General features: G+C 65.4%; 17 protein-coding genes and 1 riboswitch. Of the genes, 7 read left to right on the top strand and 10 right to left on the bottom strand.

Annotated elements, in window-relative coordinates:
- Nucleotides 1-31: 31 nt before the first annotated feature.
- Complete coding sequence (locus AC0SZ7_RS22190; RefSeq protein ID WP_475506380.1) at nucleotides 32-673, bottom strand: MBL fold metallo-hydrolase; 642 nt, start codon at nucleotides 671-673, stop codon at nucleotides 32-34.
- Between the two features lie 185 nt (nucleotides 674-858).
- Here AC0SZ7_RS22190 and AC0SZ7_RS22185 point away from each other — a divergent pair, with 185 nt between their 5' ends.
- The 3 genes from AC0SZ7_RS22185 (at nucleotide 859) to AC0SZ7_RS22175 (ending at nucleotide 4,896) form a co-directional block, all read left to right on the top strand.
- Nucleotides 859-1,362, top strand: a complete 504-nt coding sequence (locus AC0SZ7_RS22185; RefSeq protein ID WP_475506379.1) for a sigma-70 family RNA polymerase sigma factor — start codon at nucleotides 859-861, stop codon at nucleotides 1,360-1,362.
- Nucleotides 1,362-2,339, top strand: a complete 978-nt coding sequence (locus AC0SZ7_RS22180) for a FecR domain-containing protein (protein ID WP_475506378.1) — start codon at nucleotides 1,362-1,364, stop codon at nucleotides 2,337-2,339. Before AC0SZ7_RS22185 ends, AC0SZ7_RS22180 begins: the two co-directional genes overlap by 1 nt.
- A gap of 97 nt (nucleotides 2,340-2,436) precedes the next feature.
- Nucleotides 2,437-4,896 (top strand): TonB-dependent siderophore receptor, encoded by a 2,460-nt coding sequence (locus AC0SZ7_RS22175; RefSeq protein WP_475506377.1) that lies wholly within the window; start codon nucleotides 2,437-2,439, stop codon nucleotides 4,894-4,896.
- Nucleotides 4,897-4,906: 10 nt separating this feature from the next.
- On the opposite strand, the gene AC0SZ7_RS22170 is transcribed toward AC0SZ7_RS22175, so the two are convergent.
- The 6 genes from AC0SZ7_RS22170 to AC0SZ7_RS22145 form a co-directional block, all read right to left on the bottom strand.
- Complete coding sequence (locus tag AC0SZ7_RS22170; protein ID WP_475506376.1) at nucleotides 4,907-6,076, bottom strand: T6SS phospholipase effector Tle1-like catalytic domain-containing protein; 1,170 nt, start codon at nucleotides 6,074-6,076, stop codon at nucleotides 4,907-4,909.
- Between the two features lie 127 nt (nucleotides 6,077-6,203).
- Nucleotides 6,204-7,886, bottom strand: a complete 1,683-nt coding sequence (locus AC0SZ7_RS22165; RefSeq protein WP_475506375.1) for a fatty acid--CoA ligase — start codon at nucleotides 7,884-7,886, stop codon at nucleotides 6,204-6,206.
- 125 nt (nucleotides 7,887-8,011) lie between these two features.
- The gene (locus tag AC0SZ7_RS22160) at nucleotides 8,012-8,641 is read right to left on the bottom strand and encodes a LysE family translocator (RefSeq protein WP_475506374.1); all 630 of its coding nucleotides are present in this window, start codon (nucleotides 8,639-8,641) and stop codon (nucleotides 8,012-8,014) included.
- Between the two features lie 153 nt (nucleotides 8,642-8,794).
- Complete coding sequence (locus AC0SZ7_RS22155; protein ID WP_475506373.1) at nucleotides 8,795-10,141, bottom strand: glutamine synthetase family protein; 1,347 nt, start codon at nucleotides 10,139-10,141, stop codon at nucleotides 8,795-8,797.
- A 22-nt stretch (nucleotides 10,142-10,163) separates the two neighbouring features.
- Nucleotides 10,164-10,721, bottom strand: a complete 558-nt coding sequence (locus AC0SZ7_RS22150) for a helix-turn-helix domain-containing protein (RefSeq protein ID WP_416422545.1) — start codon at nucleotides 10,719-10,721, stop codon at nucleotides 10,164-10,166.
- A gap of 12 nt (nucleotides 10,722-10,733) precedes the next feature.
- Nucleotides 10,734-12,023 (bottom strand): NAD(P)/FAD-dependent oxidoreductase, encoded by a 1,290-nt coding sequence (locus tag AC0SZ7_RS22145; protein ID WP_475506372.1) that lies wholly within the window; start codon nucleotides 12,021-12,023, stop codon nucleotides 10,734-10,736.
- A gap of 131 nt (nucleotides 12,024-12,154) precedes the next feature.
- Between AC0SZ7_RS22145 and AC0SZ7_RS22140 the strand changes: the two genes are divergently transcribed.
- The 3 genes from AC0SZ7_RS22140 (at nucleotide 12,155) to AC0SZ7_RS22130 (ending at nucleotide 15,009) form a co-directional block, all read left to right on the top strand.
- Nucleotides 12,155-13,120, top strand: a complete 966-nt coding sequence (locus AC0SZ7_RS22140) for a 2-hydroxyacid dehydrogenase (protein ID WP_475506371.1) — start codon at nucleotides 12,155-12,157, stop codon at nucleotides 13,118-13,120.
- 50 nt (nucleotides 13,121-13,170) lie between these two features.
- Nucleotides 13,171-14,166, top strand: coding sequence for a methyltransferase (locus tag AC0SZ7_RS22135; protein WP_475506370.1), 996 nt, complete (start codon nucleotides 13,171-13,173; stop codon nucleotides 14,164-14,166).
- Nucleotides 14,167-14,208: 42 nt separating this feature from the next.
- Nucleotides 14,209-14,332: riboswitch (yybP-ykoY riboswitch) on the top strand.
- 89 nt (nucleotides 14,333-14,421) lie between these two features.
- Nucleotides 14,422-15,009, top strand: coding sequence for a TMEM165/GDT1 family protein (locus AC0SZ7_RS22130; RefSeq protein WP_027979127.1), 588 nt, complete (start codon nucleotides 14,422-14,424; stop codon nucleotides 15,007-15,009).
- Between the two features lie 87 nt (nucleotides 15,010-15,096).
- Here the strand turns inward: AC0SZ7_RS22130 and AC0SZ7_RS22125 are convergent, their stop codons facing one another.
- The 3 genes from AC0SZ7_RS22125 to AC0SZ7_RS22115 are packed head-to-tail and all read right to left on the bottom strand — an operon-like array spanning nucleotide 15,097 to nucleotide 16,202.
- Nucleotides 15,097-15,717, bottom strand: coding sequence for an SOS response-associated peptidase (locus tag AC0SZ7_RS22125; RefSeq protein ID WP_475506369.1), 621 nt, complete (start codon nucleotides 15,715-15,717; stop codon nucleotides 15,097-15,099).
- Between the two features lie 36 nt (nucleotides 15,718-15,753).
- Nucleotides 15,754-16,014 (bottom strand): putative signal transducing protein, encoded by a 261-nt coding sequence (locus AC0SZ7_RS22120; protein WP_475506368.1) that lies wholly within the window; start codon nucleotides 16,012-16,014, stop codon nucleotides 15,754-15,756.
- Nucleotides 16,014-16,202 carry a CPXCG motif-containing cysteine-rich protein gene (locus AC0SZ7_RS22115; protein WP_475506367.1) on the bottom strand — a complete coding sequence of 63 codons (189 nt, stop codon included), beginning with the start codon at nucleotides 16,200-16,202 and terminating at the stop codon, nucleotides 16,014-16,016. The genes AC0SZ7_RS22120 and AC0SZ7_RS22115 overlap by 1 nt, the downstream gene beginning before the upstream one ends.
- A 102-nt stretch (nucleotides 16,203-16,304) precedes the next feature.
- Here AC0SZ7_RS22115 and AC0SZ7_RS22110 point away from each other — a divergent pair, with 102 nt between their 5' ends.
- A complete protein-coding gene (locus AC0SZ7_RS22110) occupies nucleotides 16,305-17,471 on the top strand; it encodes a 1-acyl-sn-glycerol-3-phosphate acyltransferase (RefSeq protein ID WP_475506366.1) in 1,167 nt (388 codons plus the stop codon).
- Nucleotides 17,472-17,618: the final 147 nt, after the last annotated feature.

Genomic DNA, 17,618 nt, shown 5'->3' with positions numbered 1-17,618 from the left:
CTGAAATCGAAATAATTCAGTGAAGATACATTCAGTTACGAACGAATGGATTCTCACGCATTTCGTCTCCCAGACGGGTGTCGGGACCATGCCCGGTCACCACCGTCGCATCCTCGTCCAGGCGGTACAAACGCTCCTTGATCGAACGAACGATAGTCCGCTGATCGCCACCCCACAAATCCGTGCGGCCAATACCGCGACGGAACAGCGTGTCACCGGCAATCAGCAGCTTGGCATCGGCGAACCAGAAACTCATCGAACCCGGCGTATGCCCCGGCGTGTGCAGCGCCACGCCACAACCGCAGGCCAGTTCTTCATCATCACCCAGCCAGCGGTCCGGCGGCGGCACCGGCGTGTAGGGCACGCCGAACATCTGGCACTGCATCTCCAGGTTGTCCCACAGGAACTGGTCGTCCTTGTGCAGGTGCAGCGTGGCCCCGGTCTTCTCCTTCAACTGGCCGGAAGCCAGGAAGTGGTCCAGGTGTGCATGGGTGTGGATGATGCTCACCACCTTCAGGCCATGGGCGTCCAGGCGCGCCATGATCAGGTCGGGGTTGCCACCCGGGTCGACGACGATGGCCTTTTTGGTAATGGGGTCGCCAATGATTGTGCAGTTGCACTGCAAAGGGCCGACGGGGAAGGTTTCGCGGATCAGGGTGGGGTGGGTGTTCATGGAGAATCCTGTGAATTACCGAAATAGCATGCCCGAATTTGACGCCAGGCCACTGCAGCTTGCAACCCGGCATGGTTGCGACGCTGCGCAAAGGTATGGCTGGCCCGAAGCCACACTTCTGGATAGAATGCGACTAATTCTTAATTACAACCTGGCACGGATCGCCAGCGAGTCCAGTGGCTTCCATGTCGTCTACCGATCGATCGCTCACGCTGCGCGTCCACGACCTTTACTGCGAACATCATGGTTGGCTGCATGCCTGGCTGAACCGCAAGCTGGGCAACGCCTGCGATGCCGCCGACCTTGCCCACGATACCTTCGTGCGGCTGATCAGCCGGCAACCGCCGTCGTTCGGCAGCGAGCCGCGGGCATTGCTGACGCATATCGCCAAGGGCCTGGTAGTGGACCGTTGGCGGCGCCAGGACGTGGAGCGTGCCTACCTTGAAAGCATCGCCCACCTGCCCGAGGCCGAGGCGCCGTCACCGGAGACGCGCTGGCTGATCCTGGAAACCCTGTACCGAATAGAAGCCATGCTGCGTAACCTGCCGGCCCGTACACGCCAGGTGTTCCTGCTGTCGCAACTCGACGGGCTGACCTACGGGCAGATTGCCGAACAATTGCAGGTGTCGCTGATCACCGTGAAGCGTGACATGCGCGACGCCTTCATCGCCTGCCTGAGCGTGGCGTGATGCAGCCGCCCATCGATCCGACCATCCTGGGCGAGGCCGCCGACTGGCTGGTGCAACTGCAGTCCGGCGAAGCCAGCGTCGATGACCATCGCGCCATTGCCCGCTGGCGCAGCCGCAGTGAGCAGCATGCCCTGGCCTGGCAGCGCGCCGAAGCCCTGCTGGGTGATTTGCGCGCGGTGCCTGGTGGGCTCGCCAGCGACACCCTCAACCGCCTTGGCCGCCAACCGGGTATCAGCCGCCGCCAGGCGTTCAACCGCCTGGGGCTGTTCCTGCTGGCGGGCCCGGCACTGTGGCTGGCCTGGCGCGAACTGCCCTGGCAAGAATGGAGCGCCGACCAGCGCACCGCGGTCGGCGAGCAAAAGCCGCTGACGCTGCCCGACGGCACGCACCTGTTGATCAATACCGCCAGCGCGCTGAACGTGACGTTCAGCGCCGAGAAACGGCAAATCACCCTGCTGGAGGGCGAGGTGTTGATTACCACGGCCCAGGATCCTTCGCCCCGCCATCGACCATTCATTGTGCAGACCCGCCAGGGCACCGCCCGCGCCTTGGGCACACGCTTCAGCGTGCGCGTGGGCCAGCAGTGGAGCCATGTGGCGGTGATGGACGGCGCGGTGCAGTTACAGCCGGCACAGGCAGTTGCCAACCTGATTGTGCAGGCCGGCGAACAAAGCGCGTTCAGCGTGGCCGGCACCCGTGCCGTGCTGCCGCTGGACGCCAGTGCCATGGCTTGGGAAAACGGCATGATGGTGGCACGCAGCATGCGCCTGGACGCTTTGCTGGCCGAACTGGGCCGCTACCGCCCAGGTGTACTGCGCTGCCACGCCGCCGTCGCCGGCCTGACGGTAACCGGCGCCTTTTCGCTGCGCGATACCGACGCCAGCCTGCGGTTGCTGCAGGATACCCTGCCCATCAGGGTCAGCAGCCTGACGCGCTATTGGGTGGCGGTCGAGCCTGCCGACCCGCACGGAGCGTGACCCCTCAAAAAAAATCGAGTGTTGCGTGATACTTTTTCCGCCGTCATCCGGTGTGGGAATGAACCCTCACATTTTCCCGCGTCCACAGGATTGCCGAATGACTTCAAGGCCGCAGCAGTTGACCTCCCGCATCAGCCCTCCCCGCTTCGCCTTGAAGGCGTTGAGCCTGGCCATGGCCCTTGGCGCGCTGGCGCCAGGCGAAGCCGCCCGGGCTGAACAGCCCCTGACGAACAGCAGCGCCCGCAGCTATCACATCGCCGCCGGGCCGCGCGCCGAGGTACTGGCGCAGTTTGCTGCGCTGGCGGGGGTGCCGCTGTCATTCGATGCGCGCCTGCTTATTGGCCAGGTCAGCCAGGGCCTGGAAGGCAGCTTCGGCGTGCAGGACGGCTTCGCGCACCTGCTGGAAGGCAGTGGCTACATGCTGCAGAGCACAGGCGGCACAGGCTACACCCTGGCGCCGGTGGCCAGCGAAGACGCTGCGTTGCAGTTGGGCGCCACCACCATCAGCAGCAGCGGCGACCGCACTGCCGATACCTACGCCGGTGGCCAGGTGGCGCGTACCGCGCGCCTGGGCGTGCTGGGCGACCGCTCGATCAACGACGTGCCCTTCAGCGTGGTCAGCTACACCGCCAAGACCATCGCCGACCAACAGGCGCGCACCCTCGGCGACGTGCTGCTCAACGATGCCTCGGTGCGCCAGTCCGCAGGTTTCGGCAACTTTTCCCAGGTATTCACTATTCGCGGCCTGCCGCTGAACACCGACGACATCGCCTTCAATGGCCTGTACGGCGTGTTGCCGCGGCAGATCATCACCACCGAGGCGCTGGAGCGCGTCGAACTGTTCAAGGGCCCGAACGCCTTCCTCAACGGTGTTGCGCCCCAAGGCAGCGGCATCGGTGGCAGCGTCAACCTGGTGCCCAAGCGCGCGCAGGACACGCCTACCCGCAGCGTCACCCTCGACTATGCCAGCGATACCCAGGTGGGCGGCCACCTGGACCTGGGCCAGCGCTTTGGCGACGACAACCAGTTCGGCGCCCGCGTCAACCTGGCGCGCCATGGCGGCGACACCGCCATCGATGACGAACACAAAAGCTCGCAGCTGATAGCCGTGGCCCTGGACTACCGGGGCGACCGCCTGCGCCTGTCCACCGACCTGGGCTACCAGAAGGAACGCATCGATAACGGCCGCTCGGTGCTGTACCTCACCGGCACCAAGGTGCCCCACCCGCCTTCGGCCCGGCGTAATTACGCCCAGGACTGGAGCTGGTCGCAGCTGGAAGACACATGGGCCATGGCCAACGCCGAATATGACCTTGACGACCACTGGACCGCCTATGCCGGCGGCGGCACCAAGCACACCCGGGAGAATGGCGAATATTCGTCGCTGTACGTGGGCAATGACGGTAGCGGCAAGGTCGGCTTTCTCTACTCACCTCACGACGAGGACAACCAGAGTGCGGTGGCCGGCCTCAACGGCCACTTCGACACCGGGCCGGTGACCCACCAGGTGAACGTCGGCCTGTCGGGCATGTGGGGCGAGCAACGCTCGGCCTATGAAGCGATCCTGACCGCCAACCGCGTGCCCGGCGACCTGTACAACCCCACCCAGGTGCCGCGCCCGACCAACACCTACTTCGGCAGTGATATCCACGACCCGCGGGTTGTGGGCAAGAACCGCGTGAAGAGCGCGGCCGTTTCCGACACCCTCGGCTTTCTCGACGAGCGCGTGCTGCTGACCCTGGGTGTACGCCGCCAGCGTATCGAAGTGGACTCCTGGGCCACCGCCACCGGCATACGCGGTACCTCCTACGATGAATCCATCACTACCCCGGTGTATGGCCTGGTCATCAAACCGTGGGAACACGTGTCGTTCTACGCCAACCGCATAGAAGGCCTGGCCCAGGGGCCAACCGCGCCCACCAGCGCCGTCACTAACCCCGGCGAGGTGTTCCCGCCCAAACGCAGCAAACAGACCGAGGCCGGGGTGAAACTGGACTGGGACAGCTATGGCGCGACATTGGGCGTCTACCGTATCGAACAGCCCAACAGCACCACCACCTTCGCCCCCGGCGCGGCAGTGGGCACCTTCAGCGTCGACGGCGAGCAGATCAACAAAGGTGTGGAGCTGAATATCTTTGGCGAGCCGCTGAGCGGCCTGCGTGTACTGGCCGGCGCCACCTGGATGAATACCGAACAGAAAAACACCGCAGCGGGCGCTACCGACGGCAACCGAGCCGCCGGCGTGCCGCGTTTCCAGTTCAACCTGGGCGGCGAATGGGACGTGCCAGGCGTTGAGGGTGCGGCCTTGAGCGGGCGCCTGTTGCGTACGGGTGGCGAATACGTCAACGCCGCGAACAGCCTGAGCATTCCGGCCTGGACCCGCGTGGACCTGGGGGCCCGCTACGGTTTCAAGGCCGATGACAGGTACATCACCCTGCGCGCCAATGTCGAAAACGTCGCGAACAAGGCGTACTGGGCTTCGGCATCCACCGCCAACAATTACCTGACCCAGGGTGAGCCGCGTACGTTCAAGTTGTCGGCCACAGTTGATTTTTGAGGGGCTGACGTCAATACCGGTGGCGCAAGCGTTCGCTGTTGGCGGCCGGGGCATTGACGTAAATGGCCCGGGCGCCCAGCCGAGGCGGGTTACCCTGTAGCGCTGGCGGTGGGTTCCAGTGGGCCGAGAGGTGGATGTACCGGAGCCGCAACCAGTCCTCCTCCTCCCGCGACAACGAAAAATGGCCCCGCAGGAAACGCTGGCACACTTGTTCAAGCTCCACCGGCAGAGTACCGGCCACCGGCGCCAGGGGTACACCGCGGGCATGCGCCCATTCATGCATGACCCGCAAGTAAACCTGCGACAACTCCCCCCGCACCTCGCGCTGCAACTGCACGGCGGCATACACCCGCTGCTGGGCTGGCTGCTGGCGGTCGAGCACAAGCGTCGGTGCCGGTGCCAGAATATTGAGGCAGCCAGGAGGCCAACCCCGGCTCAACCAAATGTCCCTGAGCCGCTGGGCCTCGCGATAAATCGAGGTCGTCTCGAGCGCCGTGCCCGCCCCTACCGTCAACGCCTGCATGCGCCCCACCAACAACTGTTCCCGCTCCAACGCAAAGTAGCCCCCGCCTACGTCTGAATGCGCCCCCGGCACCTCGATTTCGACATGCCCGGCACACACCTGCGCCAAGGGGAAATGCGCCCGGTGCTCGTCGCGCGCCACCAGGTGCACCACGTTGGCAAAGCGTGCCGGGGGCAGGTGCAGCTGCAGGTTCATGGGGCCCGCTACCGCCGCCACGGTGTCGAACAAGCCGATGAAGCCGACGCTGACCCCCGGCACCTGCAGCAGCAGGTTGGCACAATGGCGCGCGGCTGCAGCCCCGCGGCTAAAGCCGAACAGGTCGACGGTTACCGGGTGGCCGGTTAGCTGCCGGACGGCTGCCACCCCCTGCTCCGCCCGCGCCAGCACGCCCGAGCGGCCGCGCCCCAGGGCGCTGGCCAGCAGGCTGTCAGGTTGGCCGTCCTGGGTGCCTATGCCCGGGATATACAGTGCTTTTACGCCCGGGCCGCCATACAGCTGGCTGAGCTTGAGGATATTGGTGGGGGCGGTGGCATGGCTGCCGCTGCGGTTGGCCGGCTGGGTGTCAGCGAACGGCGCGTTGGCCGCGTTGTTGCCGGTGCCGTCGAAGAACAGCCCGATGCGCGAGACCTGCGCGAATGGGGAGGAAGAACGTTCCATACATATCCTTTTGCGTGGCAAAAGACTGAATGTATGGAGGTCGCTCCAGGCCGGCTGCCAGCCGGTTCAGCGCAGGGTGTAGGACATGCCGTAGCCGCTGCCAGGCGGCAGCGGCAACGGCCAGGCCTCACAGGGTGGAGAGCAGGCTGCTGTTGCTGGCCTGCCATTCGGCGATGTCGAGGCGGATTTTCTTCTTGTCCAGCTTGCCGACGCTGGTCTTGGGAATTTCCGGCACCACGGCGATCTGGCTGGGGATGGCCCACTTGTTGATGTGGCCCAGTTCGACGAACGGCTGCAGGTGATCCTTGAGGGCACGAGCATCGGCGCCCTGGCCTTCACGCACCACCAGCAGCGCGAATGGCCGCTCGCCCCACTGGGCGTCGGCGATGCCCACCACGGCCACCTCTTTCACCGCAGGGTGGCGGCTGATCAAGTCTTCCAGCTCCAGGGAGGACACCCACTCGCCACCGGTCTTGATCACGTCCTTGATGCGGTCGCGGATGTCGATGGCGCCGTTGCTGTCCAGGGTGGCGACGTCACCGGTGTGCAGCCAGCCGCCCTTCCACAGTTCGGCGCCTTTTTCCGGCTCGCGGTAGTAGCCCATGGTCAGCCATGGCGCGCGCAGCACCAGTTCGCCCTGGGTTTCGCCGTCGTTGGGGAGGAAATTGCCGTCGGCGTCGATGATCGCCGGTTCAACCAGCGGCACCGGCACGCCGGCCTTGATGCGGTAGGTGGTGCGCTCGTCTTCAAGGCCGGCCAGCAGCTCTTCATTGATGTGCGCGGCGGAAATCAGCGGGCAGGTCTCGGACATGCCGTAGGCGGCGGTCAACTGGATGCCGCGGCCCTTGGCGGCCTCGTACAGCGCGCGGTTCAGCGAACTGCCGCCGATGATGATCTTCCAGCCGCCGAAGTCCTGGCCCTGGCCGGTTTTGCAGTTGAGCAGCATCTGCAGGATGGTGGGCACGCAGTGGGAGAACGAGACCTTCTCGCGCTTCCACAGCTCCACCAGCATTTCCGGCTCGTAGCGGCCCGGGTAGACCTGCTTGATGCCCAGCATGGTGGCCACGTAAGGCACGCCCCAGGCATGCACGTGGAACATCGGCGTGATGGGCATGTACACGTCGTTGGTGCCCATGAAGCGGGTGCTGTCGAGGCTGCCGGTGACGGTGGCCAGGCTCAGGGTGTGCAGCACCAGCTGGCGGTGGGTGAAGTACACGCCCTTGGGGTTGCCGGTGGTGCCGGTGGTGTAGAAAGTGGTGGCCACCGAGTTCTCGTCGAAATCGGGGAAGTCGTATTTCGGGCTGGCGGCGGCCAGCAGTTGCTCGTACTCGCCGACCAGGTTGGGCAGCTCGGCAGTCTTCTGCGCGCCGTCGGTCAGCAGCAGGGTCTTCTCGACGGTGGTCAGGTGCGGGGCGATGGCCTGGTACAGGCCGACGAAGTCGCTGTTGACCAGCACCAGCTTGTCCACCGCATGGTTCATGGTGAACAGGATCTGTTCGGGGGAAAGGCGCACGTTGACGGTGTGCACCACCGCGCCAATCATCGGAATGGCAAACATGGCTTCCAGGTAGCGATGGCTGTCCCAGTCCATCACTGCCACGGTGTCACCCGCCTTGACCCCGGCCTCGGTCAGCACGTTGGCCAGGCGCGCAATGCGTTCGGAGAGCGTCGCGTAGCTGTAGCGCAGCTGATCCCGGTAGACAATCTCGCGGGTTTTCTCGTAACGGCTGCCCGACAGCAGCAGCCGCTTGATCAACAGAGGGTATTGGTAAGCACCATCGGCCGGCGGAATAACGCGAGTCTGCATCATGAGGATCCCTATTCTGAGTGCAAATGCATGGCAAATACTTTCACACTTTAGACCCTCTGGGGCACAGCATAATCATTGGAAATTATTTCCGATGATGGCATCCAGCCTGCCGTGCCCCCGGGGCTTCAGTGCATTTCAGTCAGAGCAATTTTCACGCCCAAGGCGATCAATACCGCGCCCATGCCACGGTCGAACCAGTGGCCCAGGCGGGCGAAGCCGTCGCGCACGCGCTGTTGGCTGAACAACATGGCCACCAGGCAGAACCAGGCCGCAGTGGCGAATGCCAGGTATACACCATAGCCTGCCTGCACCAGCAAGGGGGTATGGGGGTTGATGACCACGGTGAACAGCGACAGGAAGAACAGCGTGGCCTTGGGGTTGAGGCCATTGGTCATGAAGCCGGCCACGTAGGCGGCCTTGGGGCTGCGCTGCTGTGGCTCGGCCTTGAAGGCCTCGACGCCTGGCGCTGCGGGCTTGGCGCGGATGGCCTTGAAGCCGATGTACAGCAGGTAGGCAGCGGCCAGCCATTTCAGCGCATTGAACAGCACGATGGACTGCGACACGATCAGGCCGATGCCCAGCAGCGAATAGCCTACGTGGAGGAAGATCGCCGAACCCACGCCCAGGGCCGTCCAGGTGCCGGCGCGACGGCCGTGGGTCACGCTTTCACGCACCACCACGGCAAAATCGGGGCCGGGGCTGGCCACGGCCAGCAGGTGAATCAGGGCAACGGTGAGGAATTCCGTCCAGTACATCGGGGGCCTCCAAGGGCTTTTGTCATAGGCAGTTACAAAACCCCAACCATAGCAAACCCCCTGTAGCAGCGGCCACCAGGCCGCGTCCTGGGCTCCGCGTATTATTTGATACGGCGCGGGCCCCGGACGCAGCCTGCGGCAGCTGCTACGGGGTTAGAGGAACCAGCGGTATTCGCGCGCGGCTATCTCGTCGAGGAACGCCAGGTGATCCTGCCGCTTGTTTTCGCAATAAACCATGACAAATTCACTACCCAGGCCCTCGCGCACCGCCGGGTGGCCCTGCATGTGGCGCACGGCGTCGAGCATGTCCTTGGGGAAATCGATGCCGCTCTGGCGGTTTTCATTCAGCGGAGCGATGGGCTCCAGGCCCGCCTCCAGGCCGTGTTCCATGCCCGTGAGGATGGCCGCCAGCACCAGGTAGGGGTTGGCGTCGGCGCCGGCCAGGCGGTGCTCGATGCGCAGGTTGCGCGGGTCGGACTCGGGGATGCGGATGCACGCGTCGCGGTCCTCGAAGCCCCAGCTGGCGCGGCTGGCGGCGTTGACCATGGCGCCGTATCGGCGGAACGCGTTGTGGTTGGCCGCGAAGATCGGCATGCAGTGGGGCAGCAGCGCCAGGCAGCCGGCCACCGCATGGCGCAAAGGCCGCTGTTCATCGGCAGCCAGCAGGTTGTTGCCGGCGTCGTCATAGAGGCTGACGTGCACATGCATGCCGCTGCCCGGCGCATGCAGGTAGGGTTTGCTGATGAAACTGGCGCGGTGCCCATGCTTGAGCGCCACGCCGCGGGTGCTGCGGGCAAACAGCGCCGCCCAGTCGGCAGCGCGCAGGCCGTCGTCGCAGTGGGCGAAGTTGATCTCGAACTGGCCTGGGCCCAGCTCGGCGGTGATGACGTTGGCCTCCACCCCTTGCTGGTTGGCGGTCTCGACCATGTCATGGAGCACCGTGGCGAAGCGCGACAGGCGCTCGATGTGCATGTTGGGCTGGTCGTCTTCATCGCCAGTGCTGGTGTCACGGGGGAACTGCGGCAGGCCGTCCTTCAGCGCGCGGTCGAACAGGTAGAACTCCAGCTCGAAGGCGACCACCGGGCGTATGCCCTTGCGCGCCAAGCGCTGCATCACCTGTGCCAGCACCTCGCGCGGTTCGAACTCGATGGGCGCGGCGGTGCCGTCCGAACTGATCAGCATCTGCCCCAGGGGCTGGCCCTCCCAGCTCACCGATTTAAGGGTGCCGGGGATCAGCCGGCGTGGCGCGTCCGGGTCGCCGTCGTTGAAGCAGTAATCGCCTATCGCGTGAAGCCCGCCCTGCGCCCCCAACAACACGCAGTTCTGCGGCAGCTTGAGCGGGCTGCCGGCCGCGACCCTTTCCAGCATCTCCACCGGGTAACGCTTGCCGTAGAAATGCCCGGGGATGTCCAGGGCAATCAGGTCGACGTAACGCACCTGCGGATGGCTGGCGCGGAAGGCGCGCACTTCACTGAGCAAGTCGGGCGTGGCGGGGCTCATCGTTTTTTATCCTTGTTATCGATCAGTTGAACACCCACAACACGCGGGTGGCTTGGTCGGTACGGTTGGCGTAGCGAAACTGGGCGTGGGGCGGCAGCTGGAAGCTGTCGTTGGCGTGCAGGGTGACGGGCTCGGCGTCGCCGTCCAGCCACACCGTGAGCTCGCCTTCGAGCACGAAACCGCCCTGCTCGGAACTGTCGTTGAGGTGCCCGTCACCACTGGTGGCACCCGGCGCCAAGTGGCTTTCGAGCATGGAAAAGCCGCCGGCGATGGTCGGCGAGGCCAGCACGTCGGTGATGCCGCCGGCGTAATACAGGGTGCGGCGGTCACTGGGGCGCGTGACCCATTGGCGCGCCCGTGGGCGTTCTGGCGCGTAGAAATAGGTGGTAGGCACGCCCAGCGCCTCGCTGATGGCGGTGAGGTCCGCCACCGTCGGCCGTGACAGCCCGCGCTCAACCTGGGACAGGAAGCCCACCGAGCGGTCGATGCGCTTGGCCAGTTCGCCCAGGGTGAGGTTCTTGTGCTTGCGAAGGTCGCGAATCAGGATCGCGAGGCTGTCGATTTCTGCCTGCATGTTCATGGGAGTTGCCCGTCAAATTACGTCACGAAGCCGGTACCAGGCCTTGCCGGCGGCTTCCAGGGGGGCGGCCAGCCAGCGGCCGCCGGGAAAGCGCGGATTGTCGAGCGCCTGGTACAGGCGCAGCAACCGCGTATCGCCGCCAATGGCGTCGCTCACTGCCTTCGCCGCCGCCAGGGTGGGCAATACGCCATGCCCGGAAAAACCCTGCAGCCAGTAGCACTGGCCATCGCCGCCGACGTCGGGGGTGCGCTTCATGCTGATGTCGATGTGCCCGCCCCAGGCGTAGTCCAGCGCCACGCCCTTGAGCTGCGGGAAGGCGCGCTCCAGGTAAGGCCGCGTGGCTGTGGCGACGTCCTTGGGAATGCCGCCCAGGTAGGTGCAACCGCCGCCGAACAGCAGGCGGTGGTCGGGGGTCAGGCGGAAATAGTCCGGCACGAACTGGTTGTCGATCACGCAACTGTTGCGCGGCAGTAGCGACTGCGCCAACGCCGGGGCCAGCGGCTCGGTGGCCACCTGGTAGGAGCCCACCGGCAGCACGCGGCTGGAAATGTTGCGGTCCAGGCCATCCAGGTAGGCGTTGCAGGCCAGCACCAGCACATCGCAGCTGACTTCGCCGTGCTGGGTGCGGGCGATGAAACCCTCGCCGTGGCGGCGGTAGCCCAGCACTTGGCTCTGCTCGAACAGCCGCCCGCCCGCCTGCTCGATGGCGCCAGCCAGGCCCTGGGCCAGTTTCAGCGGGTTGAGGTGCGCGCCACGCGGGTCGAGCAGTGCGGCCTTGTAGCGGGGGCTGTCGATCCATTGGGGCAGCTCGTCGCCGCCGATGAAGCGCACCTGGTCGTCGCCCCACTTGTCACGCGCCTCGCGCTGGGCGTCGCGCAGTTGCTGCACGCGGCTGTCACGCACCGCCGCCCACAGGCTGCCCAGGCGGTAGTCGACGTCGAAGCCATGGCGGCCGGGCAAATCACGCAGCTCCTCGCTGGCCCAGACCATGCTGTCCCACAGCTCGCGCGCGCCGGCCAAGCCTAGCCCGCGCTCCAGCGGGGCCATGTCGCACGACCAGCCCAGCAGCGCCTGGCCGCCGTTGCGCCCCGAGGCCGCCCACGCCAGGCGGCTGGCTTCCACCAGCAACACGCGCTGACCGGCCAGCGCCAGGCGCAGCGCCGTGTGCAGGCCGCTGAAGCCGCCGCCGACTACCAGCACATCGGCCTGCAGGCTGCCTTCCAGGCGCGGGCGCAAGGGCAGCGGCTCGGGGTAGGTTTGGGCGTAATAGCTGTGCACGTGCTGCGCGGATTGTTTGAACATGGACCGGCCCGTGAATTTTTATTAGTTAATTTTCATGAAAATCTAGCACTGAATTTTCACAAAGCAAATCCACAGGAAAATTCGTGTAGGATTTTTCCCGCGTGAAATCTACCTCACATGGAGTCCGACCGATGACCGATCTGCGCCGCGCCGTGTTTCTCGACTACAGCTCGCTGGACCTGGGCGACCTCGACCTAACACCCTTGCAACAGGCCTTCAGCCCGCTGGACCTGCACGGTTCCACCGGCCCCGCAGAGGTCATCGAACGCTGCCGCGGCGCCCAGGTGATCATCACCAACAAGGTGGTGGTGGACGCCGAGACCATCGCCGCCTGCCCCGACCTGCAACTGATCCTGATCACCGCCACCGGCACCAACAACGTCGACCTGGCCGCCGCCCGCGCCCGCGGCATCGCCGTGTGCAACTGCCAGGGCTACGGCACACCGTCAGTGGCGCAGCACACGCTGATGCTACTGCTGGCCCTGGCCACGCGCCTGCCGGACTACCAGAAAGCCATCGCCGCCGGCCAATGGCAGCGCTCAAGCCAGTTCTGCCTGCTGGACTTCCCCATCGTCGAGCTGGAAGGCAAAACCCTGGGCCTGCTAGGCCATGGCGAACTGGGCAGCGCGGTGGCGCGCCTGGCCGAAGCGTTTGGCATGCGCGTGCTGCTGGGGCAACTGCCGGGCCGGCCGCCCCGCGAAGACCGCCTGGCGCTGGCCGAACTGCTGCCGCAGGTGGACGCGCTCACCCTGCACTGCCCACTGAACGAGCACACCCGCAACATGATCGGTGCCGCCGAACTGGCCCTGCTCAAGCCTGGCGCCTTCCTGGTCAATACCGCCCGTGGCGGCATGGTCGACGAACAGGCGCTGGCCGATGCCCTGCGCGCCGGGCACCTGGGCGGCGCCGCCACCGATGTGCTCAGCGTCGAACCGCCGGTGCACGGCAACCCGCTGCTGGCCGACGACATTCCGCGGCTGATCGTTACCCCGCACAGCGCCTGGGGCAGCCGCGAGGCGCGCCAGCGCATCGTCACCCAAGTGGTGGAGAACGCCGACGCGCATTTGCGCGGCACGCCACTGCGCCAGGTCAACTGAGGCCGGGCGGCTCTGGTAGAATCGGCGGTTTTTGACCAGGAGCCCCCACCATGGACCCGCGCAGTGAAGTGCTGCTTCGCCAGGCCGACTTGTTCCAGGGCCGCCTGCTGCTGGCAGGCCTGCCCGCCGACGACCTGCTTGGCACGCTGCCCGGCGCCTGCGGCTGGTGCTGGCACGCCGGCGACCACAACGCCCTGAACGCCCGCTTCGCAGGCCGCAGCCACTTCGGCACCGAAGCGCCTGCGGGCGACTTCGACGCCGCCGTGCTGTTCCTGCCCAAGTCCCGGGAGCTGGCCAACTACCTGCTCAACGCCCTGGCCTCGCGCCTGGGCGGCAAGCCGCTGTTCCTGGTAGGGGAAAAACGTGGCGGCATCGAAGGCGCAGCCAAGCAGCTGCAGGCCTTGGGCAAACCACGCAAGCTGGACAGTGCCCGCCATTGCCAGTTGTGGCAGGTCAACATCGACGCCGCCCCCGCCGCCGTCGAGCTGCACAGCCTGGCCCAGCGCTACGAACTGCCCCTGGCCGACGGCCCGCTGACTGTCATCACGCTGCCCGGCGTGTTCAGCCACGGCCGCCTGGACCGCGGCACGGCGCTGCTGCTGGAACACCTGGACGGTTTGCCAGGTGGCCACGTGCTGGACTTCGGTTGCGGCGCTGGCGTGGTCGGCGCCAGCCTCAAGCGTCGCTACCCGAACAGCCAGCTGACCCTGCTGGACGTGGACGCCTTCGCTGCGGCCAGTAGCCGCATGACGCTGGCGGCAAACGGCCTGGAAGGCGACGTCATTACCGGCGACGGCATCGACGCCGCCCCCCTGTACCTGGACGCGATTGTCAGCAACCCGCCGTTCCACACCGGGGTGCACACCAACTATCAGGCGTCGGAGAACCTGCTGCGAAAATCGGCGCAACATCTGAAAAAAGGTGGGGAACTGCGCATCGTAGCCAACAGCTTCCTGCGCTACCAACCGCTGATCGAAGAACACCTGGGCGCCTGCCGCGTGCGCGCTGAAGGCCAGGGCTTCAAGATTTACCAGGCAACACGCTGAGTAAATTCTTCGCTTGCCCAAATGAAATTCCCTAGGCAGAATCCGCTCCGTCCTAGGGGAGTAGTCTCCCGCAAGCACCACAGCTTGCATGGCATGCGTCAACATACTTGGTCCACAGACCATGGCGCATGCGACCTCACAGCCTGCATCAGACAGGCTCAGGGTTTGACAAGACCTATGACACGAACACCTTACCCGGGGCGGGGAGGCTGTACGTGTCATAGCCGTGTCGACCCGCCCCCATAGGAAATCCTGATGCTGGAATCACTTCTTGTCCCTACCGCGATCGTTGCCCTGGCGGAGATCGGCGACAAGACCCAATTGCTCGCCTTGATCCTGGCTGCGCGCTTCCGCAAGCCATGGCCGATCATCGCCGGTATCGTCGCCGCCACCCTCGCCAACCATGCCGCCGCCGGTGCCGTGGGGGCCTGGTTCGGCAGTTTCTTCTCGGATGCCACGTTGCACTGGATCCTGGCCGCAAGCTTCACCGCCACCGCGCTGTGGACCCTGGTGCCAGACAAGATGGACGACGACGAGGCCAGCACGGCGCGCAAGTTCGGGCCGTTCCTGACCACCCTGATCGCGTTCTTCCTGGCGGAAATCGGTGACAAGACCCAGGTCGCCACCGTGATGCTGGCGGCGCAATACCCGCACCTGCTGCTGGTGATCCTGGGTACCACCCTGGGCATGCTGCTGGCCAACGTGCCGGTGGTACTGGCGGGCAACTTCGCCGCCGAGAAACTGCCGCTCACCCTGATTCGTCGCCTGGCAGCCTGCGCGTTCTTCGTGCTGGCAGTGGTGGCGGTGTACAAGGCCATGCAGGTTAGTGGCTGGGTGGGCTGACGATCCGCGTCGCCTGCTGACGCCGCCTTCGGCAGCTGCTACGCAAGTGGTGTAGCAGCGGCCGACAGGCCGCATCAGCAGCACCGCCTAAGCCGGGGTCAGGCACTCCGGCGCATTGAGCTTCGGATCGTTCACCAGGTTGGCCAGCGGCCGCTCGCGCAAGGTGACGGGGTTGCTGGCCAGCAACGACTGCAGCGCCGGCAACGGCGTTTCAGGGTCCAGCCATGCGGCTTGTCCCGCAGCATCGAGAATCAACGGCCGGCGCTGGCTCATGGCGGCCTGGGTGACCACCGCGGTGCTCAACCACACCTGCTCCTGTACCGGATACGCCTCCCACACCGCCGCGAAGAACAGCGAACTGCCCTCCCCCGGCGTCAGCCAGAACGGCCGCTTGCGCACGTTGCCACGCCATTCGTAAAAGCCGTTGGCCGGCAGCAGGCAACGGCGCAGGCGCAGCGCCTCACGGAACATTGGCTGTTCGGCCAGGGTTTCGGCGCGGCCCTGGGCAGGCGTGCGGGACAAATCAGTCAGCCACGGCGGGGTCAACCCCCAGCGGGCGCGGTCCAGCTGCAGGCGACCGTCGAGGTTGCGCTGCATCAGCACCGAATCACCGGGGGAAATATTCCATTGCGCCTGCTGGTCGGCAGGGAAGCCAGGCAAGGCGGCAAAGGCCGGCGACCAGCGAAACAGCGCGTAACGTCCACACATGGGGCAACAAGACTCTTCAGATGACGGGCGCGCGGCTCAACACACCAACACGCCCTGGAAACTATCCGGCTCTTCGCCCGGCAGCGGCAAGGCGGCATTGTACGCGGCGATGAGCTGGCGTGCGTGGTCGGCCTGGTCATTGGCCACCGTCAGGCCCAGCAGGCCGATGGCCGGCAGGTCGCCGATGCCGCCTACCAGGTCGCGCCCCACCAGGTGCGCGGCCACGCCCTCGCTGTCGAGCATGCCCAACAGCATTTCCGCTTCCAGCAGGCTTTCCGGGTCGTATATACGCTGCATCAATCGTTCTCGCCCTTGACGTCCAGCATCCACTCGCCATCGTGCACCTGCAGTATGAAGCGGATGGGTTTGCAGCACACGGAGCAATCTTCCACGTATTCCTGATCGCCGCCGGACAGGTCCAGCAGCACCGGAATCGTTTCACCACAGTAGGGGCATTCGATGTCTTCGCGTTCCTGAAGCAGCATGGCGGTCTCCCGGTAGTGACTTGTGCGTATAATCGCCGGTCTATTTGAAGGGCTATTGATATGCCCTTACTTCATTACCCTAGCCGTTTCCAACAAGAGAGCATGATGGGCGAATTCGATGCCATCCGACCTTACGACGACGCCGAGGTCCCTGCCGTTCTGGCACGCCTGCTCAGCGACCCGGCGTTCCTCGATATCCTCACCCACTTCCGCTTCCCGCGCCTGGCCGGTGCATTCGGCTGGTTGCTCAAACCTCTTATAGCCCACCGGCTGCGCCGCGAGTTCGCTGGCATCGAAAGTGTCGCGACCTTGCAGGATAAAGTCGAAGTCTACGTCGATCACACCATCGACCGCGCCACTGATGGTGTGACCTACACCGGCGTCGAGCAGTTCAAGTCCGGCAGCGCCTACCTGTTCCTGGCCAACCACCGCGACATCGTCATGGACCCGGCCTTCGTCAACTACGCCGTCTACCACGCCGGGCTGCCCACGCCGCGCATCGCCATTGGCGACAACCTGCTGCAGAAGCCCTTCGTCAGCGACCTGATGCGCCTGAACAAAAGCTTTATCGTGCACCGCTCCATCAGCGGCCGCCGCGAGAAACTGGCGGCCTACCAGCTGCTGTCGGCGTACATCAACCATTCGATCCGCACCGACTGCCAGTCCATCTGGATCGCCCAGGCCGAGGGCCGCGCCAAGGACGGTGACGACCGCACCGATTCGGCGATCCTGAAGATGTTCCACATGAGCCGCAAGGACGAAGCCTTCGGCGAAGTGATCCAGTCGCTGAACCTGACCCCGGTGTCGATCAGCTACGAGTACGACCCCTGCGACCTGGCCAAGGCCCGCGAGCTGTTCACCCGCGCCACCACCGGTACCTACAAGAAGGCGCCCGGCGAGGACGACATCAGCATTGCCCAGGGCATCACCGGCTACAAGGGCCGCGTGCACATCAACTTCGCCCCACCCATCAGCCAGGCGTTCGAGGACACCAAGCTGCTGGCGGCGGAAATTGACCGGCAGATCCTCGCCGGCTACCGCCTGTTCCCGGTGCACTACCTGGCCTACGCGCAATGGGCCGATGCCGACCCGAGCCTGGCCGTGCCTGCGGCCAGCGACGTGTTTGGCGCCGAAGAGCTGGACAAGGCCCGTACCGAATGGGCCCGCCGCCTGGACGCCTGCCCGGCCGAGCAGCGCCCCTACCTGGTGCTGCAATACGCCACCCCGGTGCGCAACCAGTACCGCGTAAAAGCGGGCCTGCCGCTGTAACCCCCGTAGCAGCTGCTACATCCTGTGGGAGCTGGCTTGCCAGCGAGCTGTTGGGGCCATAAAAGCTCGCTGGGTGCCAGCTCCCACGAGACAGTTGCTGCTACGTGGGCTGCTTGCGGCGGATCAGCACCCTGCCCTCGGGGCCCA

This window comes from Pseudomonas sp. JC1203 (assembly GCF_056175065.1).
Note: the sequence above shows the minus strand (reverse complement) of the source record. Positions and strands in the feature narration are given on the sequence as shown.

Coding starts and splice junctions, on each gene's coding strand:
- AC0SZ7_RS22145 (WP_475506372.1), bottom strand. CDS start 12,023: ATGTTCAAACAATCCGCGCAGCACGTGCACAGCTATTACGCCCAAACC.
- AC0SZ7_RS22120 (WP_475506368.1), bottom strand. CDS start 16,014: ATGCAGCGTATATACGACCCGGAAAGCCTGCTGGAAGCGGAAATGCTG.
- AC0SZ7_RS22175 (WP_475506377.1), top strand. CDS start 2,437: ATGACTTCAAGGCCGCAGCAGTTGACCTCCCGCATCAGCCCTCCCCGC.
- AC0SZ7_RS22140 (WP_475506371.1), top strand. CDS start 12,155: ATGACCGATCTGCGCCGCGCCGTGTTTCTCGACTACAGCTCGCTGGAC.
- AC0SZ7_RS22185 (WP_475506379.1), top strand. CDS start 859: ATGTCGTCTACCGATCGATCGCTCACGCTGCGCGTCCACGACCTTTAC.
- AC0SZ7_RS22130 (WP_027979127.1), top strand. CDS start 14,422: ATGCTGGAATCACTTCTTGTCCCTACCGCGATCGTTGCCCTGGCGGAG.
- AC0SZ7_RS22165 (WP_475506375.1), bottom strand. CDS start 7,886: ATGATGCAGACTCGCGTTATTCCGCCGGCCGATGGTGCTTACCAATAC.
- AC0SZ7_RS22170 (WP_475506376.1), bottom strand. CDS start 6,076: ATGGAACGTTCTTCCTCCCCATTCGCGCAGGTCTCGCGCATCGGGCTG.
- AC0SZ7_RS22110 (WP_475506366.1), top strand. CDS start 16,305: ATGATGGGCGAATTCGATGCCATCCGACCTTACGACGACGCCGAGGTC.
- AC0SZ7_RS22115 (WP_475506367.1), bottom strand. CDS start 16,202: ATGCTGCTTCAGGAACGCGAAGACATCGAATGCCCCTACTGTGGTGAA.
- AC0SZ7_RS22155 (WP_475506373.1), bottom strand. CDS start 10,141: ATGAGCCCCGCCACGCCCGACTTGCTCAGTGAAGTGCGCGCCTTCCGC.
- AC0SZ7_RS22190 (WP_475506380.1), bottom strand. CDS start 673: ATGAACACCCACCCCACCCTGATCCGCGAAACCTTCCCCGTCGGCCCT.
- AC0SZ7_RS22150 (WP_416422545.1), bottom strand. CDS start 10,721: ATGAACATGCAGGCAGAAATCGACAGCCTCGCGATCCTGATTCGCGAC.
- AC0SZ7_RS22180 (WP_475506378.1), top strand. CDS start 1,362: ATGCAGCCGCCCATCGATCCGACCATCCTGGGCGAGGCCGCCGACTGG.
- AC0SZ7_RS22135 (WP_475506370.1), top strand. CDS start 13,171: ATGGACCCGCGCAGTGAAGTGCTGCTTCGCCAGGCCGACTTGTTCCAG.
- AC0SZ7_RS22125 (WP_475506369.1), bottom strand. CDS start 15,717: ATGTGTGGACGTTACGCGCTGTTTCGCTGGTCGCCGGCCTTTGCCGCC.
- AC0SZ7_RS22160 (WP_475506374.1), bottom strand. CDS start 8,641: ATGTACTGGACGGAATTCCTCACCGTTGCCCTGATTCACCTGCTGGCC.